This is a genomic window from Variovorax boronicumulans NBRC 103145, assembly GCF_001591345.1.
Lineage (GTDB): Bacteria > Pseudomonadota > Gammaproteobacteria > Burkholderiales > Burkholderiaceae_C > Variovorax > Variovorax boronicumulans.
On record NZ_BCUS01000081.1, the window covers coordinates 1 to 16,673 of the forward strand.

Consider the following 16,673-nt stretch of genomic DNA (forward strand, 5'->3'; position numbering starts at 1 on the left):
ACCGGCACCGCCCGCGCCGCCAGCCCCTCCCGCACCGCCGCCGTCGCCTCCAGCGCCGCCCGCCGTGCAGTTGCCGTCGAGCAATGCCGACTACCTGCAGAACCCGAAGGCGGTCTATCCCGCCATGAGCAAGCGCCTCGGCGAGCAGGGCAAGGTGATCGTGCGCGTGCTCGTGGGCGCCGACGGCCTGCCCAAGAGCGCCGAGGTCAAGAAATCCAGCGGCTTCGACCGCCTCGACGAGGCCGCCGTCGAATACATCATGAAATGCCGGTTCGTGCCCGGCAAGGTCAACGGCGTGGTGCAGGCCATGTCTTACGACGCCCCCGTCAACTACGTCCTGAACTAATTTTTCTCTGGAGCAACTTCGTATGGATTCCCAATTTGGCTTGATGAACGTCTGGAATCAGGGCGACTTCGTCACCAAGGCTGTCGCGGTTCTGTTGATCGGCATGTCCCTCGCATCGTGGATCGTGATCATCGTGAAGGCGCTCGACGTCATCAAATACAAGCGCCTGGCCAAGCACTCGCAGGACTTCTGGCACAGCGAAGATTTCGCCACCGCCCTGAACAAGCTGGGCACCGACGACAGCAACCCCTTCCGCGCCCTGGCGCTCGAGGGCCGCGAAGCCGCCGCCCACCACCGCAACACCAAGGCACACCTGCATGACGCGCTCGACGTGAGCGACTGGATCACGCGCGCCCTGCGCAACGGCATCGACGCCTTCACGGCACGCCTGCAGACCGGCCTGGCCATCCTCGCTTCGGTGGGTTCGACGGCGCCGTTCATCGGCCTGTTCGGCACCGTCTGGGGCATCTACCACGCGCTGATGAGCATCGGCTCGGCCGGCCAGGCGACCATCGACAAGGTGGCCGGCCCAATCGGCGAAGCGCTGATCATGACGGCCCTGGGCCTGGCGGTCGCCATCCCCGCAGTGCTGGGCTACAACGCCCTGGTGCGTGGCAACAAGTTCGTGCTGACCAAGCTCAACAGCTTCGCCCACGACCTGCACGCCTACTTCGTGACCGGCGCCCGGGTGCAAAGCGGCAGCGGTGAAGCCGTCGTGGTTCCGCTCAAGAAGGGCTGAGCAGCATCATGGCTTTCGGAACGCAAGACGAACCCGATGAGGTGATGAACGAGATCAACATGACGCCGCTGGTCGACGTCATGCTGGTGCTCCTGATCATCTTCATCATCACCGTGCCGGTCATGAAGCACGCGGTCAACATCGACCTGCCCCGCGCCAGCAGCGAGCCCGAGCAGCCCAAGCCGCAGAACATCCTGTTCAGCGTCACGGCCGACGGCGCCTACTACTGGAACGAACAGAAGATCGACGACAGCGAGCTGCCGAACCGCCTGGCCGCCGAAGCCGCCAAGGAACCGCAGCCCGAGCTGCACATCCGCGGCGACAAGGCCGTGCGCTACGAGCGCGTGGCCAAGGCCATGGCCGAGGCCCGCGAAGCCGGCGTGCGCAAGATCGGCTTCATCACCGAGCCCGACACGAAGTGATCTGAACGGGTGAATGACGGGTCGAAAAAAAGTTGATCGCGACGATTGACTTTATATTGAGAATCATTATCATTCACTCATCGCTTCCATAAAGGGAACTCCAGATGCCAGCCACCCCGAATGCCTTTTCTGTCCTGAACCACCCTTCGCTCGACCAATCGGGTGGCGGTCATGCATCGATCCAGGCAGCGCGTCCGGCGCCGATGGTCGAAAGCACGGAGCTTCTGAAGGGAAGCAAGACCGTGGGCATCATGCACAACGGCTCGCTCTACCGGCTTCAGGCCACCAAACTCGGCAAGCTGATCCTGACCAAGTAGGTCGTTCAGCCCGCCCCTCGCGCAAGTTTCATCGTGGGGCGACTCGAGGAGATTCATCTCCGAAGGGTCGTTTTTTGCTAGCCAACGGTTCGCCGACTAGCCAAGCTTTTTTTCACGCTGAAGCCCCGAAAAAAGAAAATGCCGACCATCAGGTCGGCGTTTTGCTTTGGGCGAATGAAACGGCTTACAGGCCGAGCGCGGCGATGCCGGCCTTGGCGATCTGCGCGTCTTCGTTCGACTTCACGCCGCTCACGCCCACGGCGCCGATGACGTGGCCGTCCTTCACGATCGGCACGCCGCCTTCGAGCAGGCCTTCCACCAGGGGCGCCGTCAGGAATGCGGTGCGGCCGCCGTTGATGATGTCTTCATAGACCTTGCTCTCGCGACGGCCCATGGCGGCGGTGTGTGCCTTGGCCGGGGCGATGTGCGAGGACAGCGCGGCGGCGCCGTCCAGGCGCTGCAGCCAGAGCAGGTTGCCGGCGTCGTCGGAGATGGCGATGGTCACGGCCCAGTTGTTCTTCAGGGCCTCGGCTTCCGCTGCAGCGGCGATGGCCTTGACGTCGGCGAGTTCGAGGAATGATTTGGTCTTCATGGATAAGCTCAGGTTGCGTCGAAACCCGACAGCATAACGGCGGGGCGCCGCCGCGTCCCACCGGGGCTTAAGAACAACGGGCATACGGTCTTTGCAAGGCCCTCTCTTGCAGCCCCCTAGAATGCGCCCAACTGCGTGTCATTGCATGCAGCAACCTCAGGAGCTTCGGCCATGAACGACCGTGTGACCACCCTCGACACTTCCACCGGCTACGGCCAGACACTGCCGCAGGCCGAACGCCAGCGCGTGCTGCGCAATACCTACTGGCTGCTGGCGCTGAGCCTGCTGCCCACCGTGCTGGGCGCCTGGATCGGCGTGAGCACCGGCATCACCCGCTCGCTCACCGGCGGACTCGGCCTGATCGTCTTCCTCGGCGGCGCCTTCGGCTTCATGTTCGCGATCGAGAAGACCAAGAACTCCGCCGCCGGCGTGCCGGTGCTGCTGGGCTTCACCTTCTTCATGGGCCTGATGCTGTCGCGCCTGCTCGCGATGGTGCTGGGCTTCAAGAACGGCCCCGAACTGATCATGACGGCCTTCGGCGGCACCGCCGGCGTGTTCTTCGTGATGGCCTCGCTGGCCACGGTCATCAAGCGCGACCTGTCGGGCATGGGCAAGTTCCTGTTCGTCGGCGCGCTGGTGCTGATGCTCGGCGCCGTCATCAACGTCTTCGTGGGCTCGAGCACCGGCATGCTGGTGATCTCGGTGGCGGCCATCGGCATCTTCTCGGCCTACATGCTCTATGACCTGAAGCAGATCATGGACGGCGGCGAGACCAACTACATCAGCGCCACGCTGGCCCTGTACCTGGACATGTTCAACGTGTTCCAGAGCCTGCTGGCCCTGCTGGGCATCTTCGGCGGCGAGCGCGACTGAGCGGCTTGCTCCGACCCCAAGAAAAAAGGCCCCGCGGGGCCTTTTTTCATTCCAGCTCGAAGACCGCGATCGACTCGACGTGCGCCGTGTGCGGGAACATGTTCACCACGCCCGCGAAGGTGCAGCGGTAGCCCGCCTGGTGCACCAGCAGGCCGGCGTCGCGCGCCAGCGTCGACGGGTTGCAGCTCACGTACACAATGCGCTTGGGCGGCGTCCAGCCACCGGTGCGCAGTTCAGGCTGCTGGTGCAGGTCGGCCATGGCCTTGGCCAGCGCGAAGGCGCCTTCGCGCGGCGGGTCGACCAGCCATTTGTCGGCACTGCCGTCGGCCACCAGCATCTCGGGCGTCATGTCGAACAGGTTGCGCGCCACGAACCGGGTGGCCGACAGCGCACGCCGCTCGGGCGTTGCAGGCTGATTTCTCTGGAAGTTGTCGGTCGCGCGTGCCACCAGCGTGTCGCTGCCCTCGATGCCGAGCACCTCGCGTGCCTGGCTCGCCAGCGGCAGCGTGAAGTTGCCCAGGCCGCAGAACCAGTCGATCACGCGCTCCTCGGGCTGCACATCGAGCAGGCGCAGCGCCTTGCCGACCAGCGCACGGTTGATGTGCGGGTTGACCTGAGTGAAGTCGGTGGGCTTGAACGGCATCGTCACGCCAAACGCGGGCAGGCGATAAGCCAGCGGCGTACCGCCCTCTTCCAGCAGCTTCACGGTGTCCGGGCCCTTGGCCTGCAGCCACCATTGAACACCCTCGTTCTCGGCCGCGAACGCCTTGAGCCGCCCGATGTCGGCGCCCGACAGCGGCTCCAGGTGCCGCAGCACCAGGGCGATGGTGCCCAGCGCGGTCGAATCCGGCGCGTCGCCGCAGGCCAACTCGATCTGCGGGCAGGTCTCGCGCGCGTCCATGGAGCCGATCAGCGCACGCAGCGGCATCAGCATGGCGCTGACCTGCTTGGGCAGCACGGGACAGACCTGCATGTCGGCCAGGTAACGGCTCTTGCGCTCGTGGAAGCCGATCAGCACCGTGCCCTTCTTGACCACATGGCGCACCGACAGGCGCGCGCGGTAGCGGTAGTGCCAGGCCGGGCCTTCGAGCGGACGCAGCAGGTTCTCGGGCTTGACCTTGCCCAGGTGCCAGAGGTTGTCTTCCAGCGCACGCTGCTTCACCGCCACCTGAGCAGCGGCGTCCAGATGCTGCATCTTGCAGCCGCCGCACGCGCCTGTGTGCAGGCCGAAGTGCGGGCAGCCGGGGCGCACGCGCTGCGAGGACTCGCGGCGAATCTGCGTGACCGTGCCCTGCTCCCAGTTGTTCTTGCGGCGGTGGACGTTGAACTGCACCTCCTCGAAGGGCAACGCGCCTTCGATGAAGACGACCATGCCGTCGGACTTGTGGGAGACGCCTTGCGCGTCCAGGTCGAGCGACTCGACCTGGAGCCATTCATCGGCGGGGCTCGCGGGGACTTTCTTTTCTTCGATGGATTCCGTCATCCCCCGATTGTCTCAGCGTGGCCGGGGCGGTCCGGCCGCGACGGGTTACCTTCTTTTCTTCACACCGCTAGAACAGCGCGTCGCGGCCGACGCCGGAGCGCGCCAGCTGCTTGCGCATCTTGGCCAGGGCCTCGTTCTGGATCTGCCGCACGCGCTCGCGTGTCAGGCCCAGCCGCACGCTCAGCACCTCGAGCGTCTCGGGCTCCCGGTCGTGCAGGCCGTAGCGGCCTTCGAGCACCTCGCGCTCCCGCGCGTTGAGGGCCTGCACCCACTGGTCGAGCAGGCGCTCCACCTCGTGGGTATGCGTCACGCCGGCGGGGTTGCCCTGCTCGTCGTCGGAGGCCACGGTGTCGGCCAACGTGAAGCCTTCTTCGCCGCGCGCGTCGCCCGCATCGAGCGAGCGCGGCGCCTCGGCCAGCGCCAACAGGTCGGCCACCGCCTGCACCTCGCGACCGAGCAGCGCGGCCACGTCCTCGACGCGCACGCCGTCCGGCCGGCTCGCGAGGAACTCCGCATCGCCCTCGAGCGTGCGACGCGCCCGCAGGACCTGCTGCAGTTCGCGCACGACATGCACCGGCAGGCGGATCGCCCGCGACTGCGTGATGACGGCGCGCTCGACCGACTGGCGGATCCACCAGGTCGCATACGTGGAGAAGCGGAACCCGCGCTCGGGCTCGAATTTCGTGATGGCATGCATCAGCCCGAGGTTGCCTTCCTCAATGAGGTCGGACAGTGGCATGCCGCGCCCCAGGTAGTTCTTGGCGATGTTGACCACGAGCCGCAGGTTGTGCTCGATCATCGACTGCCGCGCCTCGAAATCGCCGGCGCGTGCGGCGCAGGCGGTGGTGTATTCCTCGGCGGGAGTGAAGAGTCCGGTGCGCCGGACTTGGCGCAGGTAGATGGTCAGGGCATCGGCGCCCTCGCCGCCCATGACCTCGGCGGCGGTGCCGTGGGGCGGGGCCGATGCTGCTGAGGGAGTCGACGGGTCCGCTGTGGGGTCGTCGGGAAGAGAGTCCGTGCTCAGCGGCTCGTCGCCGCTGTCCTGATGGCCATTGCGGCCACCGTTGCTTCGAGGTGAAGGGCTGCCCTGCCCCGCCAGCCCACGCACGGGCAGTGTGCGGAGAGGGCGGGAGGCAGCCATGGCATCACCGGTTGGGCAGGTAACGCGACGGGTCGACGGGCTTGCCCTGGCGGCGGATCTCGAAATGCAGCTTCACGCGATCGGCGTCGCTGTTGCCCATCTCGGCGATCTTCTGGCCCTTCTGAACCGACTGGTCTTCCTTCACGAGCAGCGTCTGGTTGTGCGCATACGCCGTGAGGTAGGTGTTGTTGTGCTTCAGGATGATCAGGTTGCCGTAGCCGCGCAGGCCGGCACCGGCGTAGACCACACGGCCATCGGCCGCGGCCAGCACGGGGTCGCCGGCCTTGCCGCTGATGTCGTAGCCCTTGTTCTTGGCTTCGTCGAAACCGGCGATCAGCGAACCGCTGGCAGGCCAGATCCAGCCCAGGTCGTCGTCGCCCGAGCTGCTCGGGCCCGAAGGCGAGGCCGTGACAGGCGGCTTGGTGGTGCCGCTCGCGCCGCTGGCCGGCACGGCCGGCGTGACGGACGCCTGCGGAGCCACAGGCTTGGTCGTCGCCTCGGTGGCCGCAGCAGGCGCAGAGGTGGACGGTGCGGTGGCGACCGCCGTGCTCCCGCCGGTCGGTGGAATCACGCGCAACACCTGGCCGACTTCGATCAGGTCGGGGTTGTCGAGGTTGTTCCAGCGCACGATGTCCTGCCAGCGCTGGCCCGTTTCGCTGCCGATGCGACGGATGGAGTCACCGGGGCGCACGGCGTAGTAGCCGGGCTTGCCGTAGTTCTCGATACCGGGGAGCGGTTTGCCGGACGCGTCGGTCGTGATGGGAGGACCGCCGGGCGTCGTTGCCCCGGGTGCGCGCGTCATGGTGCCCCGGTCTTCGACCGGTGCGGGACCGCGCGGTGCGGAGCAGCCCGCGATCACGAGCACAACAGCCAACGTGATGCCTGCGAACAAACTCCGATTGCCAAAACCCTGCATTTGTTATTCCTTCAAGCGATGCCCGATTTTAGGGGGACAAAGTGAACCGCCTCAAGAATGCGCCGCTCGAGCCCACGGGGGGTCTTGTCGATCACGACGAGGGCCTGTCCACCGGTGGCGGAATGGGTCGGCGCGACGATGCGCCCACCCACCGCGAGCTGCGCGATCCAGGCCTCGGGCACGGCCTCGCCGCCTGCCGCGGCGATGATGCCCGCGTACGGCGCGCCCTTCGCGTAACCGATCATGCCGTCGCCCAACATCAGGTGGACGGTGGCCAGGCGGAAGTGCCGCAGATTGGTGCGCGCGCGCTCGTGCAGTCCGCGCAGGCGCTCGATGCTGTAGACCTCGGTGGCCACCTCGTTCAGCACCGCGGCCTGGTAACCGCAGCCGGTGCCGATCTCGAGCACGCGGCCCAGCCGTTCCTGCGGCTTGCCGACCAGCGCCGGCGCGCCCAGCAGCAGCTCGATCATGCGGGCCACCACATTGGGCTTGGAAATGGTCTGCCCCAACCCGATCGGCAGGCTGGTGTCTTCATAGGCCTGGTTGACCAGCGCGCTGTCGACGAAGCGATGCCGCTCGACGGTGCCCATGGCGCGAAGCACGCGCGCATCGGTGATGCCCTGCGCCGCGAGCTTTTGCACCATGCGCGCCCGCACGGCGTCGGAAGCCATCGAGGGCGTGGACGGGACCATCGGCTTGACCGGCACAGCGGGCATGCGCCCGCGCGTGGCGGCCGAAGCGGTGGGGGTCAGTCGAACCGGGAAACTGGGCCGCGGAGGGGTCGCCATGTCGTCAATTGCCGAGACGGGCAACCGTCTCGCGCCATTGGCCCAGGTTGGCATGGTCGGTCAGGTCGATCTGCAAGGGCGTCAGCGCGATGTGGCCGGCCGCGGTCGCGTGGAAGTCGGTGCCCTCCCCGCTGTCCTTGGCGCTGCCTGCACCGGCGATCCAGTACATGGTTTCGCCGCGCGGGCTGTCCTGCGTGATCACCTTTTCGGCCGCGTGGCGGCGCCCGAGCCGGCACACCTTGACCGGTTTCAGTTCGTCGAACGGGCGGTTCGGCACGTTCACGTTGAGCAGGAAGGCGGGGCCACCGAGCATCTTTTCGCGCTCGATCTGCTGCACCAGCCGGCGCGCCACCTGAGCCGCCGCATCCACGTGCGCCCAGCCTTTTTCGATCTGCGAGAAGGCGATGGCCGGGATGCCGAACAGGTAGGCCTCCATCGCCGCGCCCACGGTGCCTGAATAGATGGTGTCGTCGCCCATGTTGGCGCCGTTGTTGATGCCCGAGACTACGAGGTCGGGCCGGTAGTCGAGCAGGCCCTTGAGCGCGATGTGCACGCAATCGGCCGGCGTGCCCGTCACGTAGCGGAAACCGTTGTGCGCCTTGTGCACATACAGCGGTGCGGCCAGCGTGAGGGCGTTCGACTTGGCGCTGTTGTTGTGCTCGGGTGCCACCACCTCGACGTCGGCGATGTCCTTGAGTGCGTCGTGCAACGCGACGATGCCCGGCGCCTGAAAGCCATCGTCATTGGAAATAAGTATCTTCATGGTGCTTCTGGGTGCAGCGGATTGTAGGTGCGGGGTGCGTCGCAGCAGGGACAACGCCGCGCCACAGCGCCGCCTATCATCGCCCCGAATTCATTGCCCACACGACTCATTCGAAGGAGACCCCGAGCATGCACGCATGGCTTTGCGAAAACCCCACCGGCGTCGACGCGCTGACCTGGAAAGAACTGCCCACCCCCACGCCGGGCCCGGGCCAGGTGCTGATCGAGATCAAGGCGGCCAGCCTGAATTTTCCCGACCTGCTGATCGTGCAGAACAAGTACCAGATGAAGCCGCCGCTGCCCTTCGTTCCCGGATCGGAATATGCGGGCGTGATCCAGGCGGTGGGCGAAGGCGTCACGCACCTCAAGGTTGGGCAGAGCGTGGCCTGCCTGTCGGGCACGGGCGGCTTCGGCACCCACACGCTGGCACCCGCCGCGCTGTGCATGCCGCTGCCCGAGGGCTTTGGCCATGTCGACGCGGCCGCTTTCATCATGATCTACGCCACCTCGTGGCACGCACTGATGGACCGCGCGCAACTCAAGGCGGGCGAAACCGTGCTGGTGCTCGGCGCGGCCGGCGGCGTGGGCACCGCAGCCATCCAGATCGCCAAGGCAGCGGGCGCCAAGGTGATCGCCGCGGCATCGACCGACGAAAAGTGCGAACTCTGCCGCTCGATCGGCGCCGACGCGACGATCAATTACACGACGCACGCACTGCCCAATGGTTTCCGCGATGCCATCAAAGCCGCGACCGACGGCAAAGGCCCGGATGTGATTTACGACCCCGTGGGTGGCGATTTCGCAGAACCCGCATTCCGCTCGATTGGCTGGCGCGGTCGCTATTTGGTGGTCGGTTTTGCATCGGGCCCGATCCCGTCGCTGCCATTGAATCTGACGCTGCTCAAAGGCGCGTCGCTCGTGGGCGTGTTCTGGGGCGATTTCGCCAAGCGCGAACCCAAGGCCAATGCGCAGATGATGGCCGAATTGGCCCAGTGGTACGGCCAGGGAAAAATCAAGCCGGTGATCGACAGCACGATGCCGATGGCCGAATTGAAGGCCGCCTATGCGCACATGGGATCGCGCGGCGTCAAGGGAAAACTCGTGATGGTGAACTGATCGGACGCGCGCGCATCGCCGTGCGCGCCATCCAATAAAAAAGCCCGCCGGAGCGGGCTTTTTTATTGGGCGAATGTCCAACTGATTCTGCAGGCAATCACTTGATCTCGTAATCGGAGAGCGACTTGCCGGCTGCCAGGGCTTCCGTGACCCAGCGCGGCTTGCGGCCACGGCCACCGGACCAGGTTTCGCCCGTCGGGCCGCGGTATTTGGCGGCGGCCTTGGCGGCTGCAGGACCTGCGCTGCGCTTGGTTGCGGCGGCACGGCCACCACCCAGCTTCAGATCGGAAGCGGTCAAACCGTATTCCGCAATCTTCCTGCGCACTTCTTCGATCACGCCGGCCCGTTCCTGGTTACGCAGGTCTTCGGCCTGCTTGCGCAATTGCGCAATCTGCTCGTCGTGCTTCTGGATCTGGGAATTGATATCGGCGAGTGACGAAGCCATTGTTGGACTCCTGTTGTGAATTGAAAACGGCTGAATTCTAATTCAAACCACTTTTGCCACAAGCGCCTTTTCAGCAGAAAAATGCAGGCGCATTGGCGGAATGCAACAACCCGCAACACACGCGCACCATTTTGGGTACTTTCAAAATCGGGGGCGGTGGGGGAAAGAATGCAGCGTGCAACCTGGCGTTTGAAGCGACGGCGAAGCCAGAAATGACAACGCCGGGCAAGCCCGGCGTTGGAATCCCTTGGGTGCTATTGAGAAATAGCGCTGGGACTGAATTTTTTGGGGTGGCTGATGGGACTCGAACCCACGACGACCAGAATCACAATCTGGGACTCTACCAACTGAGCTACAGCCACCGTAGAGCCTCTGATTGTAGCGTTAAAAATCGCGGCTTTCGCTTCCGCGATCATCAAAGACGCCGAAATGCCACACCGACATGCAACCCAGCGCCTTCAGAGACCGTCCGCGATGGCCTGCCACCACACATGCGCCCTGCCCCATGGGCATAACTTCGCAGTCACCCGTTCGATGTGGCAGGCCGACGCCGACGCGCGAATGGCTCCGCTATCATGAATGCGAGCGGCCCGACCGGGCCCGGCTTTCGCCACTTCACTTCATCAAAGGAACTTCTTCATGAGCATCGTCTGGACTATCCTGATCGGGTTCGTCGTGGGTCTCGTGGCGCGGGCCGTCAAGCCGGGCAACGATTCCGCCGGCTTCATCGTGACCACGCTGATCGGCATTGCAGGTTCGCTGGGCGTGACCTACCTCGGCCAGGCGATGGGCTGGTACACCGCCGGCCAGGGCGCCGGCTTCATCGCCTCCGTGCTGGGCGCGATCGTGCTGCTGATTCTCTACGGCCTCATCAAGCGCAAGAGCTGATGCCCCTGACGCCGTGCCGCGCAACGCGGCCGGCGGTTCTTCCGGCTGCCTGAGCCCCCCACTTCTTCAGCCAGCCTCGCGAGGCCTTCCCGCCGATGCCCCGCAAACCACGCGCCCGTCATCACGTCTATGTGGTCGAACTCGACGACCGCGTCTGGAACAACGGCCGCTTCCGGCGCGCCAACCCCGACTACCAACTCGGCAAGCCCCTTGTCTATGTCGGCATGACCGGCCTGGACCCCGACATCCGTTTCGACAAGCACAAGGCCGGCATCCAGGCCAATCGCTTCGTGCAGGAATTCGGCCTGCGACTGTTGCCCGCGCTCTACGAACGCTACAACCCGATGCCGTACGACGATGCGCGGCTGATGGAGGTCGACCTGGGCATCGCCCTGCGCCGCGCCGGCTATGGCGTCTGGCAGGCCTGACGCGGTTCAGGAGTAGGTGACCCAGTCCGCATACGCCGGGCCGTCGAGGTGCGGCAAGGTGTTGTAGGTCACGAGCATGTGCCGCTTCGGCGTGAAGGCGAACTCGGTCACCGAGCTGTTGCGGATGCGCAGGTTGAGTTCGATGGTCGTCTCGGCGCTCGTGCCCAGCACATGGCCGACCGCGGTGCTGATCGGCCCGCCGCTCGACACCACCAGCACCTTCGCGCCGTGGTGCCGCTCGCGCACATGGTCGAGCGCGGTGGTCACGCCGGCCAGGAAGTCAACGTAGCTCGGCATGCCGACCGGCGCCGTACGCCCCTGCATCCATGCCCCCAGCCCATCGCGCAGCAGGCGGAAGTGATGGCGGTACATCTCGGGTGAATCGGGCTTTTCGAGCTTGCCCTGGTGTACCGTGGCAATGACGGCTTCGCTGTCGTATTCGTTGAGTCCCGGCCAGGGCAGCACGTCGTCACGCGACAGCCCGAGCCCCTGCGAGATGCCCTCCCAGGTCTGCTTGTGGCGCTTCAGCGTGCCGGTGATGACGGCATCGAAACGCATGCCGCGCTCGCGCCAGTATTCACCCAGGCGCACGGACTGCCGGTGTCCGAGTTCGCTCAGGTTGTCATAGTCGGCAGCACCGAAACTGGCCTGCCCGTGGCGCACGAGGTAAAGGGTTCCCATGCGCCGGATTCTGGCAAGAAGCGCGAACCGCGCTTGTCCCTCGTGCGACCAAAAAAAAGCCCGGGTCGTCGAACCCGGGCTTGTTGCGAGCAGCAGTTGCCCGTCTGTGTCTCAGCGCGCCGCTGCAGCAGTCGGCAGCGTGTCCGCCGGCTTCGGCACGAGAATCTCCACCTTGAAGCGTTGCTTCAGCAGCTCGTAGTAGGCAGCGGCTTCGGCGGCAGTCACCGACTGGGCGATCTGCATGCTTTCCTGCTGTGCCTGTTCGGCCGTCGGCGGCGTGCGCGGCACGACCTTGGTCACGCGGACCACGGCATAGCCTTGCGTGCCGAGATCCACACCGAGCAGCGCGGGCAGCTTGGCGCCGTCGGCACGCAGTGCGGCGTCGATCACCGGTGCGGGCTGCGACTGCGCATCGATGCGCGACACCGTGACCGGCGCGCCGAAGCTGGCGCCGTCGGCCTTCACCGTCCACGCGGCGAGCTTGGCTTCACCCTCGGTCTTGGCCAGTGCTGCGGCGCGCTCGGTGATGAGCTGTGCGCGGATCTTGTCCTTCACCTCGGCCAACGGAATCGGATGCGCGGCCGTGTACTGCGTCACGCGGCCCGATGCGAGCTGGTTCGGACCGACTTCGATGGCTTCGGTGTTCTGCTTGCGGTCGAGCGAGTCGGAGGCATACAGCGCCTGCAGGAAGTTGCGGCTGGCGAGCGGGCCGGTGGCGCCCGGCGCGGGCGTGCGCGGCACGTTGGTGGCAGTCTGGATCGTGAGCTTCAGCTTCTCGGCGGCCGGCTTCAGGCTCTCGGGTTGCTGATAGACGGTGTCCGTGAAAATTTCCGCAGCCTTCGCGAATTCCTGCGTGGCCTGCTGGGCGCGCACTTCGTTCTCGATGGTCGCGCGCACCTTCTCGAAAGGCGGCACCACGGCCGGCTTGATGTCGGTCAGCTGGATGATGTGATAGCCGAACTCGGTTTCGACGAGGTCGCTGATGTCGCCCTTCTTGAGCGCGAACATCGCGTCTTCGAACGGCTTGACCATCGCGCCGCGCGTGACGAAGTCGAGGTCGCCGCCCTTCTCGGCCGAGCCGGGGTCCTGCGAGTTCTTGCGTGCCACGTCGGCGAAGGTGTTCGGCGCCTTCTTCACGTCGGCCAGCAACTGCTCGGCCTTGGCCTTCGCCTTGGCGCGGTCGCCGCTGGACATGCTGGCCGGCGCCGTGATCAGGATGTGGCTCGCGCGGCGCTCTTCCTTGGTGCCGAAGCGCGCGGTGTTCTGTTCGTAGTAGGTCTTGAGGTCGGCTTCGTTCGCGACGATGTTCTTCTTCGCGGCTTCGAGGTCGAGCACGAGGTACTCGATGCTGGCCTGCTCCGGCGCCTGGAACTGCGACGTGTGGTCCTTGTAGTAGGCCTCGATGTCGGCGTCGCTCACCGTGACCTTCGACGCGAAGCTTTCGGGCGCGAAGCGCGCGACCTGGATTTCACGGCGGTCGTAGAAGGCATTCACCGTGGCCGCGGTCAGCGCCGCCGGTGCGAAGCTCGTGCCCGTCACGCCCAGCAGCACCTGCTGCGAGGCCATGTCGGCGCGCACCGAGGCTTCGTACTGCTCGGGCGTGCGGCCGGTGGCGCGCAGGAAGGCTTCGCGGTCGAACTTGCCGTCGGCCGTGCGGAACGCAGCCAGGCCGGCGTCCTGCGCGAACATGCGCGTAAGGCGGTCTTCGGACACCGACATGTTGGTCTTGACCGCCGCAGCCGCCAGCACGCGATCGCGCACCATGCGCTCCAGCGTGGCGTAGCGCAGCGCGTCGGAGTCGAGCAGCGTCGGATCGACGTTGGGCGACTGCTGGCGGATGCGGTCGGTCTCGACGCGGTGCTGCTGGTCCCACTCGGGCTTGGTGATGTCATGGCCCTGGATGCGGGCCACCTTCTCGTCGCCGCCCATGCCCTGGTAGCGCTCGACACCAAAGAAGACGAACGAGGGAATGATCAGCAAGAACAAGAAAATCATCACGACTTTGTTGTACTTGCGGAAGGTATCAAACATGCTTGAACACTCTTTTTCGACGGGCGCCGGACGGCAATAAAAAAGGCGAACCGGTGTTCGCCTTTGCATCGGGTGGTGGTGGGTGCTGAGGGGCTCGAACCCCCGACCTACGCCTTGTAAGGGCGCCGCTCTACCAACTGAGCTAAGCACCCCACCTGGAATACTCTCCGAGTCTACAGCCTCAGTTCAGCGCGTCTTTGAGCGCCTTGCCGGGACGGAACTTCGGGATCTTGGCTGCCTTGATTTTAATCGCGTCGCCGGTGCGGGGATTCCGGCCGGTGCGGGCTGCGCGTTTGCCGACTGCGAAAGTGCCGAAACCGACGAGCGACACGGAACCGCCCTTCTTGAGCGTGGTACGAATGGCGCCAATGGTGGATTCGAGCGCACGGGTCGCTGCGGCTTTGGAAATATCGGCGTTCTTTGCGATGTGCTCAATCAGTTCGGTCTTGTTCACAAGGGCCCCTTGTCGAAAAAAAGTTGGTCGGCTTTCGTCAGCTGCGACCTGGCCGCGACGGGAGCGACTCAAGAACATGGCAGGCCTGACGCCTCGGCAGCGCACTGCCAGCGAGGATTACAACCACTGGTCTGCGGGGTGTCAATAAGACACAACGCACTGCAGCCCAGCGGAGCGCGCGATTTTAGGGGCGTTTCGCGACGTACTTTTCAAAGGGCCTCGGCAATTGCCTTTCCGAGGTCGGCCGTGCCCGCCCGACCGCCGATGTCCGGCGTGCGCGGTGCGCCGCTTTGGGGCGCGAGCACCTTCTCGATGGTCGCCAGGATCGCGTCGTGCGCGTCCTTGTGGCCGAGAAACTCCAGCATCATCGCGCCGCACCAGATCTGGCCGATCGGGTTGGCGATGCCCTGCCCGGCGATGTCCGGCGCCGAGCCGTGCACCGGCTCGAACAGCGAAGGCGTGGTGCGCTCGGGGTTGAGGTTGGCGCTGGGCGCGATGCCGATGGTGCCGGTGCAGGCCGGGCCGAGGTCGGACAGGATGTCGCCGAACAGGTTGCTCGCCACCACAACGTCGAAGAAGTCGGGCCGCTGCACGAAGTGCGCCGTGAGGATGTCGATGTGGAACTTGTCGAGCGTGATGCCCGGGTAGCCCTTGGCCATTTCCACCACGCGCTCGTCCCAGTACGGCATGGTGATCGAGATGCCGTTCGACTTGGTGGCGCTGGTCAGGTGCTTCTTCGGCCGCGATTGCGCGAGCTCGAAGGCGAACTTCAGCACGCGGTCGACGCCCACGCGCGACATCACGGTTTCCTGCACCACGATCTCGCGCGGCGTGCCCTGGTACATGCGCCCGCCGATGCTCGAGTATTCGCCCTCGGTGTTCTCGCGCACGATGTACATGTCGATCTCGCCGGGCGCGCGCGGCGTGCCGTCGCGGCGCACCACGGGCGCGACGATGCCGGGCATCAGGCGCGCGGGACGCAGGTTGATGTACTGGTCGAACTCGCGGCGGAACATGAGCAGCGAGCCCCACAGCGACACGTGGTCGGGAATCTTCTCGGGCCAGCCGACCGCGCCGAAGAAGATGGCGTCGTGGCCGCCGATCTGGTCCTTCCAGTTGTCGGGCAGCATCTGGCCGTGCTTCTCGTAATAGTCCCAGCTCGAGAAGTCGAAGTGGTCGAACTTCAGGTCGATGCCGAATTTGCGCGCCGCCGCATCGAGCACGCGCAGCCCCTCGGGCATGACTTCCTTGCCGATGCCGTCGCCGGCGATGACTGCGATTCTGTGGGTGCTCATGAAGTGGCTCCTGGGTGTTCAGGGGAAACGAAAAAATTCAGCGCCTCGGCCAGCAAGGCGTCGGGGGCTTCTTCGGGGATGTAGTGGCCGCAGGGCAGCGCGCGGCCCGACACGTCGTCGGCCCGTTCGCGCCACAGCGAGAGCACATCGAATGCGCGCCCCACCGCCCCGTGCTCACCCCACAGCACGCGCAGCGGCTGCGCGAGGCGGCGGCCGGCGGCGATGTCGGTGCGGTCGTGCACGAGGTCGATGGTGGCGGAGGCGCGGTAGTCCTCGCAGATGGATTCGGCGGTGCCCGCAATGGCGATGCAGCGCTCGTACTCGGCCAGCACTTCGGGCGCGAACGGCGCAAGCCCCGCGTGCCGCCCGCCCATCACGCTGCGCACGTAGCGCACCGGGTCGGACGCAATCAGCGCCTCGGGCAGCGGCGGCGGCTGGATCAGGAAGAACCAGTGCCAGTAGGCCTTGGCAAATGCTTCGGAGGTGTGTTCGTACATGGCCAGCGTCGGGGCGATGTCGAGCAGCAGCATGCGCTCGACCGCGCCGGGATGGTCGGTCGCGAGCCGGTGCGCCACACGCGCGCCGCGGTCGTGCGCGAGCACGGCGAAGCGTTCGAAGCCATGGTGGCGCATGGCGGCCAGCGCGTCGTGCGCCATCTCCCGCTTGCTGTAGACCGCGTGTTCGGCGTCGGCCGCCGGGCGGCCCGAGTCGCCGTAGCCGCGCAGGTCCACGGCGATCACCGTGAAGCGCTCGGCCAGCGCGGGTGCCACGCGGTGCCAGATCGCATGCGTCTGCGGATGGCCGTGCAACAGCAGCAAGGGAGCGCCCTGCCCGCCGATGCGACCGTGGATGCGCACGCCATCGCGGGCGATGTCGAAGCGAGGGAAGTCGAGGAAGGAAGCCGTCACGCCGCGATTGTGCGTTGCACCCCGGCGGCCATCAAGCAACAATCAGCC

General features: G+C 65.8%; 20 protein-coding genes and 2 tRNA genes. 8 read left to right on the forward strand and 14 right to left on the reverse strand.

Translation table 11 applies throughout. The features are described 5' to 3' along the window. The 4 genes from VBO01S_RS21300 to hemP all read left to right on the forward strand — a co-directional run. Window positions 1-346 (forward strand): energy transducer TonB (locus VBO01S_RS21300; RefSeq protein WP_255221163.1); only part of this gene is annotated, 346 nt, incomplete at its 5' end. A 22-nt stretch (window positions 347-368) separates the two neighbouring features. Further along, entirely contained in the window at window positions 369-1,085 is a 717-nt protein-coding gene (locus VBO01S_RS21305) for a MotA/TolQ/ExbB proton channel family protein (RefSeq protein WP_062479023.1), read from the forward strand. 8 nt (window positions 1,086-1,093) lie between these two features. Beyond that, window positions 1,094-1,507, forward strand: coding sequence for an ExbD/TolR family protein (locus tag VBO01S_RS21310; RefSeq protein ID WP_062479026.1), 414 nt, complete (start codon window positions 1,094-1,096; stop codon window positions 1,505-1,507). 104 nt (window positions 1,508-1,611) lie between these two features. Continuing rightward, window positions 1,612-1,824 carry a hemin uptake protein HemP gene (gene hemP, locus VBO01S_RS21315; RefSeq protein WP_062479029.1) on the forward strand — a complete coding sequence of 71 codons (213 nt, stop codon included), beginning with the start codon at window positions 1,612-1,614 and terminating at the stop codon, window positions 1,822-1,824. A 184-nt stretch (window positions 1,825-2,008) separates the two neighbouring features. Here hemP and VBO01S_RS21320 read toward each other — a convergent pair whose 3' ends face one another. Beyond that, on the reverse strand, window positions 2,009-2,416 hold the full coding sequence (locus VBO01S_RS21320) for a GlcG/HbpS family heme-binding protein (RefSeq protein WP_056583078.1): 408 nt from the start codon (window positions 2,414-2,416) through the stop codon (window positions 2,009-2,011). Between the two features lie 171 nt (window positions 2,417-2,587). On the opposite strand from VBO01S_RS21320, the gene VBO01S_RS21325 reads away from it, so the two are divergent. Next, window positions 2,588-3,289 (forward strand): Bax inhibitor-1/YccA family protein, encoded by a 702-nt coding sequence (locus tag VBO01S_RS21325; RefSeq protein WP_062479032.1) that lies wholly within the window; start codon window positions 2,588-2,590, stop codon window positions 3,287-3,289. 46 nt (window positions 3,290-3,335) lie between these two features. Here the strand turns inward: VBO01S_RS21325 and rlmD are convergent, their stop codons facing one another. The 5 genes from rlmD to surE all read right to left on the reverse strand — a co-directional run bounded on the left by rlmD (window position 3,336) and on the right by surE (window position 8,380). Then, a complete protein-coding gene (gene rlmD, locus VBO01S_RS21330; protein WP_062479033.1) occupies window positions 3,336-4,772 on the reverse strand; it encodes a 23S rRNA (uracil(1939)-C(5))-methyltransferase RlmD in 1,437 nt (478 codons plus the stop codon). Between the two features lie 67 nt (window positions 4,773-4,839). After that, entirely contained in the window at window positions 4,840-5,913 is a 1,074-nt protein-coding gene (locus tag VBO01S_RS21335; RefSeq protein ID WP_082818221.1) for a sigma-70 family RNA polymerase sigma factor, read from the reverse strand. Window positions 5,914-5,917: 4 nt separating this feature from the next. After that, window positions 5,918-6,829 (reverse strand): peptidoglycan DD-metalloendopeptidase family protein, encoded by a 912-nt coding sequence (locus tag VBO01S_RS21340; RefSeq protein ID WP_062479036.1) that lies wholly within the window; start codon window positions 6,827-6,829, stop codon window positions 5,918-5,920. 11 nt (window positions 6,830-6,840) lie between these two features. Then, on the reverse strand, window positions 6,841-7,617 hold the full coding sequence (locus VBO01S_RS21345; protein ID WP_062479039.1) for a protein-L-isoaspartate(D-aspartate) O-methyltransferase: 777 nt from the start codon (window positions 7,615-7,617) through the stop codon (window positions 6,841-6,843). Window positions 7,618-7,621: 4 nt separating this feature from the next. Then, window positions 7,622-8,380: a 5'/3'-nucleotidase SurE gene (gene surE / locus VBO01S_RS21350; protein ID WP_062479041.1), complete on the reverse strand. Its 759-nt coding sequence runs from the start codon at window positions 8,378-8,380 to the stop codon at window positions 7,622-7,624. 128 nt (window positions 8,381-8,508) lie between these two features. Here surE and VBO01S_RS21355 point away from each other — a divergent pair, with 128 nt between their 5' ends. Beyond that, on the forward strand, window positions 8,509-9,495 hold the full coding sequence (locus VBO01S_RS21355; RefSeq protein ID WP_062479044.1) for an NADPH:quinone oxidoreductase family protein: 987 nt from the start codon (window positions 8,509-8,511) through the stop codon (window positions 9,493-9,495). Window positions 9,496-9,592: 97 nt separating this feature from the next. On the opposite strand, the gene VBO01S_RS21360 is transcribed toward VBO01S_RS21355, so the two are convergent. Together VBO01S_RS21360 and VBO01S_RS21365 are read right to left on the reverse strand one after the other, a co-directional pair. Next, window positions 9,593-9,940 carry an H-NS histone family protein gene (locus VBO01S_RS21360; protein WP_056583066.1) on the reverse strand — a complete coding sequence of 116 codons (348 nt, stop codon included), beginning with the start codon at window positions 9,938-9,940 and terminating at the stop codon, window positions 9,593-9,595. Between the two features lie 286 nt (window positions 9,941-10,226). After that, window positions 10,227-10,302, reverse strand: a tRNA-His gene (locus VBO01S_RS21365). A gap of 277 nt (window positions 10,303-10,579) precedes the next feature. Here VBO01S_RS21365 and VBO01S_RS21370 point away from each other — a divergent pair. Together VBO01S_RS21370 and VBO01S_RS21375 are read left to right on the forward strand one after the other, a co-directional pair. Beyond that, window positions 10,580-10,828, forward strand: a complete 249-nt coding sequence (locus VBO01S_RS21370; protein ID WP_062479046.1) for a GlsB/YeaQ/YmgE family stress response membrane protein — start codon at window positions 10,580-10,582, stop codon at window positions 10,826-10,828. Between the two features lie 95 nt (window positions 10,829-10,923). After that, the gene (locus tag VBO01S_RS21375; protein ID WP_062479049.1) at window positions 10,924-11,256 is read left to right on the forward strand and encodes a hypothetical protein; all 333 of its coding nucleotides are present in this window, start codon (window positions 10,924-10,926) and stop codon (window positions 11,254-11,256) included. A 6-nt stretch (window positions 11,257-11,262) separates the two neighbouring features. Here the strand turns inward: VBO01S_RS21375 and VBO01S_RS21380 are convergent, their stop codons facing one another. From VBO01S_RS21380 to VBO01S_RS21405, 6 genes are all read right to left on the reverse strand, one after another. Then, window positions 11,263-11,937, reverse strand: a complete 675-nt coding sequence (locus tag VBO01S_RS21380; RefSeq protein ID WP_062479052.1) for a histidine phosphatase family protein — start codon at window positions 11,935-11,937, stop codon at window positions 11,263-11,265. A 111-nt stretch (window positions 11,938-12,048) separates the two neighbouring features. Next, window positions 12,049-13,968, reverse strand: coding sequence for a SurA N-terminal domain-containing protein (locus tag VBO01S_RS21385; protein ID WP_062479055.1), 1,920 nt, complete (start codon window positions 13,966-13,968; stop codon window positions 12,049-12,051). A 76-nt stretch (window positions 13,969-14,044) separates the two neighbouring features. After that, window positions 14,045-14,120, reverse strand: a tRNA-Val gene (locus VBO01S_RS21390). 29 nt (window positions 14,121-14,149) lie between these two features. Continuing rightward, a complete protein-coding gene (locus VBO01S_RS21395) occupies window positions 14,150-14,422 on the reverse strand; it encodes an HU family DNA-binding protein (RefSeq protein ID WP_007830705.1) in 273 nt (90 codons plus the stop codon). Window positions 14,423-14,631: 209 nt separating this feature from the next. Continuing rightward, the gene (locus tag VBO01S_RS21400) at window positions 14,632-15,717 is read right to left on the reverse strand and encodes a tartrate dehydrogenase (protein WP_062479058.1); all 1,086 of its coding nucleotides are present in this window, start codon (window positions 15,715-15,717) and stop codon (window positions 14,632-14,634) included. Then, window positions 15,714-16,625: an alpha/beta fold hydrolase gene (locus tag VBO01S_RS21405; protein ID WP_062479061.1), complete on the reverse strand. Its 912-nt coding sequence runs from the start codon at window positions 16,623-16,625 to the stop codon at window positions 15,714-15,716. Before VBO01S_RS21405 ends, VBO01S_RS21400 begins: the two co-directional genes overlap by 4 nt. Window positions 16,626-16,673: the final 48 nt, after the last annotated feature.